This window comes from Rahnella perminowiae, assembly GCF_019049755.1.
GTDB classification, from domain to species: Bacteria; Pseudomonadota; Gammaproteobacteria; order Enterobacterales; family Enterobacteriaceae; genus Rahnella; species Rahnella perminowiae.
The window spans coordinates 12,898-27,126 of the sequence record NZ_JAFMOS010000635.1; the positions used below are offsets into that span (position 1 = coordinate 12,898).

At 57.2% G+C, this 14,229-nt stretch carries 10 protein-coding genes; 5 read left to right on the top strand and 5 right to left on the bottom strand.

Annotated features, from left to right (window positions below; translation table 11 throughout):
* Positions 1 to 178 precede the first annotated feature (178 nt).
* Genes recC through recD form a run of 3 tightly spaced genes read left to right on the top strand, consistent with a single transcriptional unit; the run spans position 179 to position 9,419 of the window.
* On the top strand, positions 179 to 3,640 hold the full coding sequence (recC, locus tag J1785_RS23870; RefSeq protein ID WP_217137881.1) for an exodeoxyribonuclease V subunit gamma: 3,462 nt from the start codon (positions 179 to 181) through the stop codon (positions 3,638 to 3,640).
* Positions 3,637 to 7,368 carry an exodeoxyribonuclease V subunit beta gene (gene recB / locus J1785_RS23875; RefSeq protein ID WP_217220926.1) on the top strand — a complete coding sequence of 1,244 codons (3,732 nt, stop codon included), beginning with the start codon at positions 3,637 to 3,639 and terminating at the stop codon, positions 7,366 to 7,368. Before recC ends, recB begins: the two co-directional genes overlap by 4 nt.
* The gene (recD, locus tag J1785_RS23880; RefSeq protein ID WP_217220927.1) at positions 7,365 to 9,419 is read left to right on the top strand and encodes an exodeoxyribonuclease V subunit alpha; all 2,055 of its coding nucleotides are present in this window, start codon (positions 7,365 to 7,367) and stop codon (positions 9,417 to 9,419) included. The genes recB and recD overlap by 4 nt, the downstream gene beginning before the upstream one ends.
* A 20-nt stretch (positions 9,420 to 9,439) precedes the next feature.
* Here recD and J1785_RS23885 read toward each other — a convergent pair whose 3' ends face one another.
* The 5 genes from J1785_RS23885 to J1785_RS23905 all read right to left on the bottom strand — a co-directional run bounded on the left by J1785_RS23885 (position 9,440) and on the right by J1785_RS23905 (position 12,577).
* Positions 9,440 to 9,682: a hypothetical protein gene (locus tag J1785_RS23885; protein ID WP_205951619.1), complete on the bottom strand. Its 243-nt coding sequence runs from the start codon at positions 9,680 to 9,682 to the stop codon at positions 9,440 to 9,442.
* A gap of 123 nt (positions 9,683 to 9,805) precedes the next feature.
* Positions 9,806 to 9,913: a small membrane protein YniD gene (yniD, locus tag J1785_RS23890; RefSeq protein WP_013574326.1), complete on the bottom strand. Its 108-nt coding sequence runs from the start codon at positions 9,911 to 9,913 to the stop codon at positions 9,806 to 9,808.
* A gap of 24 nt (positions 9,914 to 9,937) precedes the next feature.
* Positions 9,938 to 10,087 (bottom strand): hypothetical protein, encoded by a 150-nt coding sequence (locus J1785_RS23895; RefSeq protein ID WP_217137925.1) that lies wholly within the window; start codon positions 10,085 to 10,087, stop codon positions 9,938 to 9,940.
* 97 nt (positions 10,088 to 10,184) lie between these two features.
* Entirely contained in the window at positions 10,185 to 11,429 is a 1,245-nt protein-coding gene (locus tag J1785_RS23900) for an MFS transporter (protein WP_129991671.1), read from the bottom strand.
* Positions 11,426 to 12,577 carry a serine hydrolase domain-containing protein gene (locus tag J1785_RS23905; protein ID WP_217220928.1) on the bottom strand — a complete coding sequence of 384 codons (1,152 nt, stop codon included), beginning with the start codon at positions 12,575 to 12,577 and terminating at the stop codon, positions 11,426 to 11,428. The genes J1785_RS23900 and J1785_RS23905 overlap by 4 nt, the downstream gene beginning before the upstream one ends.
* A gap of 114 nt (positions 12,578 to 12,691) precedes the next feature.
* Between J1785_RS23905 and J1785_RS23910 the strand changes: the two genes are divergently transcribed.
* The gene (locus J1785_RS23910) at positions 12,692 to 13,600 is read left to right on the top strand and encodes a LysR family transcriptional regulator (protein ID WP_217137877.1); all 909 of its coding nucleotides are present in this window, start codon (positions 12,692 to 12,694) and stop codon (positions 13,598 to 13,600) included.
* 27 nt (positions 13,601 to 13,627) lie between these two features.
* On the top strand, positions 13,628 to 14,119 hold the full coding sequence (locus tag J1785_RS23915; protein WP_129955092.1) for a GNAT family N-acetyltransferase: 492 nt from the start codon (positions 13,628 to 13,630) through the stop codon (positions 14,117 to 14,119).
* Positions 14,120 to 14,229: the final 110 nt, after the last annotated feature.

Consider the following 14,229-nt stretch of genomic DNA (forward strand, 5'->3'; position numbering starts at 1 on the left):
AGCCCGTGGGGGCATCAGCAGATGTGGCCGAACGTTGTATCCGCTGATAATCCTCGTAAATCAGCAAATTAGCGTACAGGCAGAAAAAGCTTTCTGCCTGTTTTTCTTCTGTCCTTTCATTCCTTTTCAAATCCACGCAAAATCCCAATTCTGGCAGGCGATAATAAGAGATGCGGGCGTGAATTCAGGTTTGATGGTATTACATGGCAATCACTCAGAAGCACTGAGGGACGTGCTGGTCACGTGGATGGCGGCGCATCCGCTGTCGCCGCTGGAAAATGAAGTGATTCTGGTGCAGAGCAACGGCATCAATCAGTGGCTTAAACTGGCGCTGGCACGCGATGTGGCCGAGGGGGGCTGCGGGATTGCAGCGGCGCTGGATATCAGCCTTCCGGCGCGCTTTTTCTGGCAGGTGTACCGCGCGGTGCTCGGCAAAGACCAGGTGCCGGAATCGTCGCCTTTCGACCGTCCGCTGCTGACCTGGCGGCTGATCCGCTTGTTACCCGAACTGCTCACCGAACCGGTTTTTGCGCCACTGACCCGTTTTTTAAAAGATGACGGCGACATGCGTAAACTGCATCAGCTGGCGCAGCGTCTGGCGGATTTGTTTGACCAATATCAGGTTTACCGCGCCGACTGGCTGGAAGACTGGGGTAACGGGCTGGATGTTCTGCGCACCAGCCGCAAAGGCAGCGAACCTTTGCCCGAAAATCTGCTGTGGCAGCCACAGTTATGGCGCGCATTACTGGCGGATGTCCCTGAAAGCGAACGCGGCACCAGCCGTGCGGCGCTGCATCAGCGGTTCCTGCAACACGCGCAAACTATTCCTGAAGATCAGCGTCCCGCCGGGTTACCTGCCCGGCTGGTGGTGTTTGGTATTTCCTCTCTGCCGCAACAATCCTTTGAAGTGCTGGCCGCCCTCGGTCGCTGGACGCATATCTTTATGTGCGTACATAACCCGTGTGAACACGACTGGAGCGATATCATCGCTGATAAAGATCTGTTACGCGCGCAAAGGCTACGTCAGCAACGCAAACCGGGAATGCCGCCGGTGATAGCCGAAGATGAACTCCATCAGCATGCACATCCGCTGCTGGCGGCGTGGGGCAAGCAGGGGCGTGATTATATCGGCCTGCTGAATGAATATGACAATCACGAATCTTATGCGTCACAGCTGGCACCGGTGATCCCGCGTATTGACCTCTTTACTTCAAACGGTACCGATACACTGTTGCATCAGTTGCAGGAGGACATTTTGCAACTGCGTCCTCTGGCCGAAACAATCAATGAATGGCCGGCCGTTGATGTTCAGCATGACGATTCCCTGCGTTTCTTTATTACCCACAGTGCTCAGCGCGAAGTGGAAGTGCTGCATGACCGGTTGCTGGCGGCACTGGCTGCTGACCCGACGCTGAAAGCGCGCGACATTATTGTGATGGTCCCTGATATCAACGGTTATGCGCCGCACATTCAGGCGGTATTTGGCCTGACGGAGCGCAGTGATCCGCGCTATATCCCGTTCACTGTGGCCGATCAGGGGCCGCGTCAGAACACCCCGTTACTCGGTGCGCTGGAAAGCTTGCTGGCGCTGCCGCAGTCGCGTTTTGCAGTCAGCGATTTGCTGGATTTACTTGACGTACCGTCGGTGCGTCAGCGCTTCGGGATTGAAGAACAACAACTGCCTCTGCTGCACCGCTGGCTCAGAGCCGCCAATGTACGCTGGGGGCTGCATGCTGAACAGCGTCAGAGCCTTGAGCTGCCGTTATCGCCGGAACAAAACAGCTGGTTCTTTGGCCTGCAACGCATGCTGCTGGGTTACGCCGTAGGCAGCGGCGATGCCTGGAAAAATATCGAACCACTCGATGAAATCGGCGGGCTGGATGCGGCGCTGATTGGCCCGCTGTCACATCTGCTGAACTGCCTCGATGACACCTGGCGTCAGTTACGTGAACCCGCAGCACCGCAGGTGTGGGGCGAGCGGCTGCGTACCCTCCTTTCCCGGTATTTTGCCGAAGATGACGGCGAAGACGGTTTTATTTTAGTGCGTCTTGTCGGCGAGCTGGAACTTTGGCTCGAAGCCTGTGAAAGCGTAGATTTACAGGCCGAACTGCCGCTTTCTGTGGTACGTGATCACTGGCTGGCGCAGATTGACCAGTCGGGGCTGACCCGGCCGTTTTTCGGCGGCGCGGTGACGTTCGCCACGCTGATGCCGATGCGTGCCATTCCTTTCCGCCACGTGTACCTGCTGGGTATGAACGACGGCGATTATCCGCGTAACCGCGTGCCGATGGATTTCGACCTGATGGGGCGGGATTACCGCCCGGGCGACCGTTCACGTCGCGAAGACGACCGGTATTTGTTCCTCGAAGCGCTGCTTTCTGCGCGTGAGCGCTTACACATCAGCTGGGTTGGCCGCAGCATTCATGACAATACCGAACGCCCGCCATCCGTGCTGGTGGCCCAGTTGCGCGACCATCTGGCGGCAGGCTGGGAAGCAGACAATGGCGAAAAATTATTGCCTGCACTAACCACCGAACATCGTCTGCAACCGTTCAGCCGCGACTACTTCTGTCAGGGCAGTCCGCTGTTCAGCTATGCGCATGAATGGCGCGCGGGGCTGGAAGCTGAAGCCGCCGCCGTGGCGACACAACCGCTGCAACCGGTAGCGCAGGAAGGCGCACTGACGCTGCGTCAGCTGTCAGATTTCCTGTCAGATCCGGTGCGCAGTTTCTTCCGCCAGCGGCTGAACATCTGGTTTGAGCTCGAAGATCCGGGCAGTGAGGATCAGGAGCCGTTCGACATCAATGCGCTGGTAAACTGGCGGTTGCAGGACGAGCTGATCCGTGCGCAAAAACGGGCGCTGGAAGCGGGCGTTTCGCGTCAGGATGTGTTGCGCCAGCAACTCGAACGCATTGAGCGACGCGGTGAGCTGGCACCGGGCGAATTTGCCGTCGTACTGAGTGAAGATCTCGCTGAGCCGATGGACACCTTATTCGCCAGTTATCAGCAGGTCCTCGATGCATGGCCGCAGCCGCTGGTGAATGAGGCGCTGGAATGGCATGCGGGCGAGGTCAGTTTCTCCGACTGGCTGGTGGATTTACGCGCCAGCCCGCAGGGTGACCGTGCGCGCGTGGTGCTGGAAAGCATCGGCATCATGACCAAAGAACGCAGCTACCGTTTCGACCGGCTGCTGCCGTATTGGGTCGCGCATCTCGCCGGTCACCTTGGCGGCAAGCCTATGCACACCGTCATTATCAGCAAGAATGGCACGGCTGAACTGCCGCCGCTGGAAATTGCACAGGCGCGTGCCCTGTGGGACACACTGATCGAAACCTGGAAGGCGGGGCAGTTGCGTCCGTTGCCGCTGGCGGTGAAAACTGCATTTGTCTGGCTGAAAAAAGAAGGGACAGAAAACAGCCCACCGGACAGCGACGCCTGGATTTCAGCCCGTGACAGTTATGAAAATCACGATCCGGCAAACATGAAATTCGGTGAGCGCGACAGTAATCGCTATCTGGCCCGCGCCTGGCCGGATTTCAGCGCACTCTGGTCTGACGGTGAATTTGCCCGCCTCGCGCAGACGCTGCTGGCACCGCTGAGAAATCATCTTTCCCGCAGTAAAAAAGGAACGAAGGAATGATGGAACAATGTTTAACATCAGCATCAGCGGTGCCTTCTGTGGTGCCATCAGCGCTGAATGTGCTCAATTTTCCGCTGACGGGCAGTCGTCTGATTGAAGCCAGTGCCGGGACGGGGAAAACCTTCACCATCGCGGCGCTTTACGTACGGCTGGTACTCGGCCATGGCGGCAACAATGCCTTCGGCCGCCCGCTGACGCCGCCGGAAATTCTGGTCGTAACCTTTACCGATGCGGCCACTAAAGAGCTGCGGGATCGTATCCGCGAACGTCTTTCTACTGCGGCGATGTGTTTCTTAACCGATCCGCTGGCACCGTCTGCCTGCGACGAATTTTTGCAAACTTTGCGCGCGGAGTATCCGCCGGAGCAATGGCCTGGCTGCGCCCGTAAGCTGCAACTGGCGGCAGAATGGATGGATGAATCGGCCGTTTCGACCATTCACGGCTGGTGTAACCGTATGCTTGGCGAACACGCGTTCGACAGCGACAGCCTGTTCACCCAGACACTGGAAACCGATCAAACCGAACTGCTGATGAATGTGGTGCGTGATTACTGGCGCAGTTTTTATTTCTCCCTTGGCGGACAGGAAATCCGTACGCTGCGCGGATGGTGGCGTTCGCCTGAAGATCTGCACCGCAGCGTGATGCCGCTGCTGGAATATGCCGCAGAACTGGGCTCAGATCAGACGCCCGCCGATGTGTGCGAAACGGTGAATAACCAGAAAGCGGCAGAACTGGCGGCGCTCAAACAAGACTGGCCGCAATGGACTGAGGAACTGCGTACGTTGCTGGAAGGCGCGGTGGCGGCAAAAGTGGTTGACGGCAAAAAAATTCAGGCCCGGTTTTTCAACCCGTGGCTGGAAAAGTTGTATCTCTGGGCGACAACCGGCGAAGTGATACCTGAGCTGAAAACCGGCTGGACGCGCCTGACGCCAGCCGGTCTGAGAGAGTGCTGGAAACAGGGTGAACCGCCTGTACACCCGGCGCTGACTGCGATGGAAACCCTGAAAGCCCGGCTGGAAAGCCTGCCGGATGCCCGCAGCGGGTTGCTGCAACACGCCTGCCGCTGGATCAAAAACCGTTTTGACGCCGAGCAGAAAAAGCGCGCGCAAATGGGCTTTAATGATTTACTGATCCGCCTGGATGCTGCGCTGGGCAGCGATAACGGCGAACGGCTGGCGGAGATCATCCGCACGCAATTCCCGGTGGCGATGATCGACGAATTTCAGGATACCGATCCGCTGCAATACCGTATTTTCGACTCCATTTACCGCGTGGCGGAAAACGTGCCGGAGCAGGGGCTGATCCTGATCGGCGACCCGAAACAGGCGATTTACGCTTTCCGCGGTGCCGATATTTATACCTATCTGCGTGCCCGCCGCGATACCGGTGGCCGCCACTACACGCTGGCGACCAACTTCCGTTCTACCCGCGCGATGGTGGCGGCGGTGAATCAGGTGTTTGAACTGGCCGAGAAACGTCTGGCCGGTGAAGGCGCATTCCTGTTCCGGCGTGGTATGGAGAATCAGGTGCCGTTCCTGCCGGTGGAAGCCAAAGGACGTGCTGATACGCTGGTGATTGATCATGCCGAAGCCGCTGCGCTGACGCTGTGGTATCCGGAAAACCAGCCGGAAGCATTGCCGAAAACGCAGTACGTTCAGCTGATGGCGGACGGCTGTGCGACGGAAATTGTTCGCTTACTGCAGCTTGGTCAGCAGGGCGCTGCCGGTTTTGGGATCCCTGGCGAAACGCTAAAGCCGGTGATGCCGGGCGATATTGCCGTGCTGGTGAATACCGGCCGTGAGGCGTCGGCCATGCGTGCTGCGTTGTCAAAACGTGGTGTGCGTAGCGTGTATCTGTCTGATAAAGAATCAATTTTTAAAAGCGCCCAGGCGGCTGAATTACAATACTGGCTGGCGGCCTGTGCCGCGCCGGAAAATGATCGTCTGCTGCGCGCTGCGCTCGGTACGCCTTCGCTGAACCTGAGTTGGGAAGCCCTCGACAGGCTGAACCAGGATGAAAGCGAGTGGGAACGCTACGTAAAACAGTTTCAGGATTTGCGCACCTGCTGGCGCAGGCAGGGCATTTTACCGATGCTGCGTCGCCTGATGTGGGAATTCGACGTACCGCGCCGCCTGCTCGGGCGCGGTGACGAACGTGCGCTGACCGATCTGCTGCATCTTTCCGAACTGCTGCAACAGGCCAGCGTTCAGCTCGACGGCGAGCACGCGCTGATCCGTTATCTGGCGCAACAGTGTCAGGATGAACATCAGGGGGGCGATGCGCGTAAACTGCGCCTTGAGAGTGATGCTGCGCTGGTGAAGGTGGTCACGGTGCATAAGTCCAAAGGGCTGGAATATCCGCTGGTGTTCCTGCCTTTTGCCTGCGCTTTCCGCGCAGTGAAAAAACAGGACTCACCGCTGAAATGGCATACACCGGAAGGTGAGCTGAAAGTGGGGCTCAGTGCCTCCGACGAGCAACTGGCTCTGGCCGACCGCGAACGTCTGGGGGAAGATCTGCGTAAGTTCTACGTCGCGTTGACACGTTCACGTTATGCATTGTGGCTGGGAATGGCTCCGCTGAAAGAATTTGAAAAGAGTGCACCTGGCTATCTGTTCCATGGCGGCGAGGCCATCGCTGCGGATACACTGCCTGCCAGTTTGCAGGCGCTGGAAACCGACACGATTCGCGCCTGGCCGCTGCCCGTTGCTGATAGCGCAATCTATCGTGGCGAACAGACGTTGCCTGAACTCGGGCCGCGTCCGCCGCTGCGTACGCACAAAGCCCCCCGCTGGTGGGTGTCGAGTTTCTCCGGTCTGCAAATCGCCCCGGTGGGTACGTATATCCTGCCGGAAACGCTCCTCCGCGAGTCTCTGAACCGCGAACTCCCTGGTGAAATCGAAAGCGCGGCGCAGGACAGTTATTTAGAAGATCAAAAAGTGTTTGTGGAAGAAAAAGAGCCGGTGGCGGCTCTGTTGCAACCAATGACCGGTGAAAATTTGTATGCGTTCCCGCGCGGTCCTGCGCCGGGAAACTTTCTGCACGGTTTGCTGGAATGGGCGGGTGACGAAGGATTTGCGGCGCTGGCGGCCGATCCGGCGAAAATCGCCGATCAGATCGCCCGGCGTTGTAACCGGTGGGGCTGGGAAAAGTGGATTGTGCCGCTGACCGGCTGGCTGACAGCACTACTGACGCAGCCGCTAGGCCTGCCGGACGGCGAAGCCTTCATGCTGGCGGAACTGCCACCTTATCAGGTCGAAATGGAATTCTGGTTTTCACTCAAACAGGTGCCGACCCGTCGTCTCGACATGCTGGTTCAGCAATACACGCTGGAAGGCGCGGAGCGCGCGCCGCTGCTACCGGAAGATCTCAACGGCATGCTGAAAGGTTTTATCGATCTGGTGTTTGAACATAACGGGCGTTATTACGTGCTGGATTACAAATCCAACTGGCTTGGTGATGATGCCAGCGGTTATGACCAAAAGAATATGATGCAGTCGATGCTTGATCATCGCTACGATTTACAGTTCACGCTGTATCTGTTCGCGCTGCATCGCCTGCTGAAATCCCGCCTGCCGGATTATGACTACGACCGACACATCGGCGGCGCGGTCTATCTCTTTCTGCGCGGCAGCCATGCGCCGGGCAACGGCATCTGCGTTCAGCGGCCGGATAAAGCCCTGATTGAACAACTGGACGTTCTGTTCAGCGGCAGTGAGGAACGCGTATGAAAATCAACAGCCGTGAGGACATTGAGTCTCTGCTGGCGAGCTGGGTGGAATGTGGCTGGTTGCGCGAACTGGATCGTGCGCTGGCAACGTTTCTGGCGAAAGCAACGCCGGATGCCCACCCGTTGTTATTACTGGCTACCGCGCTGACCAGTTATCAGCTCGGGCGGGGGCATGTGTGTCTGGATTTACAGGCCACACTTGATGACTGCGCCTTTTCTCTTTCGCTGCCGCCGGAGGGCGATCATGCTGACGGTGCGGTGATCCGCCCGGCTGCGGTGCTGGATAATCTGAGTTTGCAGGAATGGCTGGCGGCGCTGGCTCACCCGACGCTGGTCGGGCACGGAGAAGGATGTTCGCCGCTGGTGCTTACCGGCCAGCGCCTGTATTTGCGCCGTTACTGGCAGTACGAACAGAACGTGCGGGCGGCAATTGAACAACGTCTGGCACGCAGCGTGCTGCATACACTCCCGGTGGCGTCGCTGCGTGCACCGCTCACTGCGTTGTTCCCGGCAGAGGGGCAATCCGCTCACACGAACTGGCAGAAACTGGCCTGCGCGCTGGCGGCGGGCAGTGCGTTCAGCATTATTACCGGCGGACCGGGCACCGGTAAAACCACCACGGTGGTGCGACTGCTGGCGTTATTACAGACGCTGGCGCTGGAGGAAAGCAATCAGCCGCTGCGTATCAGGCTGGCCGCGCCGACCGGCAAGGCGGCAGCCCGGCTCAATGAATCCATTGCCGGTGCGGTATCAAAGCTGGATCTCAGCGCCCTTAGCAACGGCAATGCGGTGCGCGAAAGTATCAACACCGATGTGGTGACGCTGCACCGTCTGCTCGGCAGCCGCCCGGATACGCGGCATTTCCGCCATCACCCGGGCAATCCGCTGATGCTGGATGTGCTGGTCGTCGATGAGGCATCAATGGTCGATCTGGAGATGATGGCCGTATTGCTGGCGGCATTGCCGGAACAGGCGCGTCTGATCCTGCTTGGTGATAAAGATCAGCTGGCGTCGGTGGAAGCGGGTGCCTTGCTGAGTGAGTTATGTCAGCGCGCCAGCGGCGGCCATTATCTGCCGCAAACCCGCGACTGGCTGCAAAGTGTGACCGGCGAACAGATCCCTGATGCGCTGGTTGATCCGCAAGGTACGGCGATGGATCAGGCGGTAGTGATGCTGCGACACAGTTACCGGTTTGATGCACAAAGCGGGATCGGTCAGCTGGCGGAAGCGGTAAATGACGGCGATGTGAAAGCGCTGAAACAGGTCTGGCAACACGGATACGCTGATCTGGCACAACTGACATTGAGCGCAGATGATGACGCCGGACTGCGTGACTGGGTGGTGAAAGGTGGTGCGAAACATTTCCCGGCATCGGCAACACGCGAGGGCGCAGAATCCCCGGCTGGTTATCAACATTACCTCAACGTAATGATCAGGGAACGGCCGGCAGACGATGAATCGCCGGAAGCGTTCAACCGGTGGGCGACCCGCGTACTTCTGGCCTACAGCCAGTTCCAGCTGTTGTGCGCCTTACGTGGCGGACGCTGGGGCGTGGAAGGGCTGAATCAGCGTATCGCTGACATCCTGCGAAAAGAAGGGTTACTTAAGGCCTCGCTCGGCTGGTATCCGGGGCGTCCGGTACTGGTGACCCGCAATGATTACAGTCAGCGCCTGATGAACGGCGATATCGGCATTACGCTGGAGATCCCGCAGCGTCTTACCGATGGTACTGTAGTGCCCACCCTGCGTGTGGCATTTCCGGCCGGAGACGGCACGCAGGATATCCGCTGGGTGATGCCGGGGCGTTTGCAGGCGGTGGAAACGGTATTTGCCATGACGGTGCACAAATCGCAGGGATCTGAATTTACCCATACCGCGCTGCTGTTGCCGGAGAATCTCAGCCCGATCCTGACGCGCGAGCTGATTTATACCGGCATTACCCGTGCGCGTCACTGGTTCAGTCTGGGATGTGTCGGCGGCATAAATGCTGTGTTACCGGATGCGGTGAAGCGTCGGGTGTTACGTGCCAGCGGATTAATTGAAAGTGTGTAAGGCGTGTCTGAAGGCAGAAATCAATATTCGTACGCGTGAACCCTGACGGGTTTACGCAAAGTGCGGGATTTACTGCCCGCCACTTTTGTGGCTTTGTCCGGATCGCCGGCGACAAATTCCAGCGTCGGCGAATAATAAAAAGGCAACCAGCCGCCGTAGCCATTCTCCCACTCCCAGCGAACCGGGCAGGGCCACAGAATGTCTTCATGCATGATGTAATAAGTCCATCGTCCATGTGGACGACGAGGTTTCGGTGTTTTCATAAACGGGCGAACGGGCTCTTAAAAATTACTCAGGATATTCTGGCTCGCGTTGCGGAAGGTTTCAACCCCCTGGCCGGGTTGATGCTTATTTAAGCGGTTTTAAACGGGATCCTTTGCAAAACTTTACCCCCAGATCATCGCCGCCCAGCGTAACAGCATCAGTGCGCCACAGATACACAGCAGTACCACAACCATTTTCCAGTGCTTGGTCATCATCCGTTTAGTTACCATTTCTCCTCCTGCCATCCGGGCGTTTTAGCCCGCCATGTGCTGGTTCACATAGTGAACAACATGTTCTTTCAGTTCAGGAACGGCCTGATCGGCGAGCCATTCAAACACCATCAGCAGCAGGGCCGCCGCAGCAATAACGGACAAAAGTATAAGGGTTTTGTGACGTGCTTCCATGATTCTCATTGGTTCTGAATTGCCTGTTTTTTACTCTATCAGAATAAGCCGCACCCTGCGCGGCTTCGATGTTCCGGTTCCGGAAAAATTTAATAAATTATACCTTTTCGCCGGTTCCGAAACTTTGATCCTGTTTCTGCTCTTCAGGGATGAGTACTGTCTCTGCATGACGTGCTCCGGGGCGGAAACCGTTCTTTCGGGCGCAGATGGCAATCATCAGCCCGGCGACGATCAGCAACTGCATGGCCCACGGAAAAACAGTAATGCCTGCGGTTTCCAGCACAATGCCTCCGGTTAACCCGCCACCGGCAATCGCCAGATTCCACGCTACCACCACCATCGATTGCGCCATGTCGGCATGCTCGCCGGTGGCGTCAGCAATTGCCGTTTGCAGCAAAGTGGCGGCGCCGCCAAAAGTCAGCCCCCATAGCGCGACACACACCGCTACCGTCAGCGGAGAAGAGGGGTTCAGCGCCAGTATCAGGGAAAGCAGGGCAAACATAAACAGGCTGGTCAGCAGGGTGCGCCGCAAATGCTTATCCACCAGCATGCCGGTAATGCCAATGCCTGCCAGCGCACCGAGGCCGAAAACCAGCAATATCTGATCGGCACTGGCGTCGAGCCCGGACAGGCGCAGGAATGGCACGATGTAGGTATAAAGCAGATTATGTGCCAGCATCCACAGCAGGATCACCATCAGAATACTGCGTACGCCGGGCAACATCAGCACCTGCCTCAAAGGCTGGCGCTCACCGGCGGACTGGCCAGGATAGTCCGGCACTTTCCGCACCACCCAGACAATCAGCAGCACCGTAATAACAGACATTACGCCGAACGCCATCCGCCATCCGAGTGCGGAACCCATCCAGGTGCCCAGCGGGACGCCGACAGACAGCGCCAGCGGTGTGCCGACCATCGCCACTGATAATGCGCGCCCTTGCTGATGTACCGGCACCATCCGCCGTGCATAACCGGCCAGTAATCCCCACGCCAGCCCGGCTGACGCACCGGCTACCCAGCGGGCGAAGAGCGTCAGGAAATAATTCGTTGAAAACGTGGTGAGGGTATTAAAAATCAGAAAGCCAAAGATTGCCGTCAGCAACGCCGTGCGGCGGTTCCAGCCCCGTGTCAGAGCCGCCAGCGGGATGACGGCCATCAGCGAACCGGCGGCATACAGCGTCACCAGTTGCCCGGCCATCGCCTGTGAAATATCGAGACTGGCCGCGATCTGAGGCAACAGTCCGGCGGGAAGGGTTTCCGTCATGATGGCGATAAAACCGGTCAGCGCCATCGCCAGTAAAGCCGAAAGCGGCAGAGGGGATTTCAATACAGGGGAATTCATGATTGAACTCCATACACAGCATCGCGCAGTTGTGTAACGAACGGGCCTGACATGCCCTCATACAGAGTATTGGTGAAGGCGACGACGCTCAGTCCGGCGTTACGGTCAACGAACCAGGAATGGCCGTAAGCCCCGCCCCAGCGCCATGTGCCGGCCGACTCCGGTGAAGCGGCGGCCTGCGGATCCCGTAATACCGAAAAACCTAATCCAAAGCCCAGTCCCGGCGATTCCGGCAGTTCGGCACCACGGGTCTGATCCCGTCCCATTTCATCGACCAGCGCCGCTGAGACTAACGGAGCGCCGCCGCAACGCAGCATTTCCAGCATTTTCAGTACGTCAGTCGCGCTGCTGACCATACCCGCGCCGCCGGAAGGATAAGCCCGAGCGTTGAGTGCGCGTAAGGGAGAATATTCAATCCCCACGGTATTGTCGAAAGCGGCGACCTTTTCTCCTTCGCACAGCCGGTGGGGTTGCGGCACATCACTGACATACGCCGTAGCCAGCCGCGCCGGGTCACGGGCGACAAAACCGGTGTCATGCATGTTCAGCGGGCCGGTCAGTTGCATTTCTACCACTTCAGGGAGAGGCCGTTTGCCTACCTGTTCCAGCACTGCGCCCAATACATCGACGGCCAGCGAATATCCCCATGACGTGCCCGGTGTATACAACAAAGGCACGCCCGATAAACGCCGCAGATTTTCCGCCAGCGAAATACCGCTGCTGTCCATTCCGTCAGAAACGCCTGCACGTGCATAAGGGCCATTTTCGTCCGGCTCAAAAAAGCGGTAACTCAGCCCGGCGGTATGACTTAATAACTGCCGTACTGTAATGCGTGCCGGTTGTCCGTCTGGCAGGACAGGGCGAAACTGTGGCAACACGGTTTCAATATTGTCATCCAGCGCCAGCTTTCCCTGAGTGATCAGCGTCATTGCTGCGGTCGTCACAATGGGCTTGCTGACCGATGCCAGGCGAAAAAGCGTGTTTTCAGTCATTGGTTGGCGGCTTTCCCGGTCGGCAAAACCGGCAGCCTGGTGATAAACAATCTCACCGTGAAGGGCGACCAGGGCAACGGCACCGACCAGTCTTTGTGAGTCAATGGCTTGTGCGATAACGCAATCAAGCCGGGATTTCAGTGAAGAGGAATTCATGAGATATCTCAGTTTCAGAAAGTGTTAAATCACGATAGAGATCTCCTCAGTGCGGAAAAAGTAGGGTAGATTTCCATAATATACGGACGCTGATGTCCGTAATCGGGAGCGACAATGGAAAATCTCAGTAGCCTGAATGTGTTCGTCCATGTGGCAGAAACCCGAAGCTTTGTCGCGGCAGGGCGGATTTTGGGCGTGTCGGCGTCGGCGGTGGGCAAAAGTATTGCGCGCATGGAAAATAAGTTGAATGTGCGGCTGTTTCACCGCAGCACCCGCAGCGTGGCGCTGACCGCCGAAGGGACGCTGTTTCTCGAACGCTGCCGCAGGATTGTGGCGGAACTTGAAGCCGCGCAAAGCGAGCTGTCGCAACTGGCGGAATGTCCGCGTGGCAGGTTGCGGCTGAGTTTGCCGCAGGTCAGCACATTACTTTTGCCGGTGCTGGGGGAGTTTATGCGCCGTTATCCCGATATTGAACTGGATCTGGATTTCACCGATCGGATTGTTGATGTGGTGGAAGAGGGGTTTGACGCTGTGGTGCGCACCGGCCAGCTGGCTGACTCCCGATTGTCGATGCGTAAGCTGGGCACTTTCCATCATTTACTGGTCGGTGCGCCTGCCTATTTTGAACAGCACGGTACGCCTGCGAAGCCCCAGGAACTGGTTGATCACCGTTGTCTGCATTTTCGTTTTCCCAACAGCGGCAAGCTTGAGATATGGCCGCTGCCGGAATATCAGGATTTGGCGCTACCGGTATCAATGGTTTGTAATAATATTGAAACCCGCCAATGCTTTGCGCTGCAGGGGCTGGGCATCGCTTGTCTGCCTGATTTCAGTATCCGCAAAGAGCTGGCGCGCGGGCAACTGGTGACCGTGCTGGATGATTATGTGAAGCGCAGCGGTGACTTTTATATTTTATGGCCGTCCGGCGGTTATATGACACCGAAGTTACGGGTGCTGATTGATTTTCTCAGCGAACGGGTTTTCCCTGAAAAGCCTGAGCTGGCGCTGCGATGTCCTAATTAAACCTATCTTTAACTGAGGGAGTGTGTGATGAGTCATTCTGTCTTAATTGAACGCTTTTGTGCCGACGATCAGCGCGGTGTGGTTGAAGTGATCCTACCGATCCAGAATCACGAATTTGGTATTGCCATCACCGAAGCGCAGCAGCCTGATCTGCATGATATCCCACAATTTTATCAGTGCGGCACCGGGGATTTCTGGGTGGCACGCTATGAAGGGAAAGTCGTGGGCACGCTGGGGCTGAAAGATATCGGCAACGCGCAGACGGCACTGCGCAAAATGTTTGTCAGCGCACCTTTTCGTGGCAGGGAATACGGCGTCGCCGCATTGTTACTCAACACGTTGCTGCACCATGCGCAGACGAAAAATGTGAAAGATATTTTTCTCGGCACGACAGACAAGTTTCTGGCGGCGCATCGTTTTTATGAAAAAAACGGTTTTAAGGAAATCAGGGTGCCGGATCTCCCGTCAGCTTTCCCGCTGATGGCGGTAGACAGTAAGTTTTACCGTCTAACATTCTGATTTGTAAGGCTGTCAGGTTGCTGTCATGTCCGTGTCAGGTTGCTGTCGTGTTGATTTCCAATCTTACGTTGCATGCTGATTGGGTGTTCAACATTCACTCTACAGGTAAA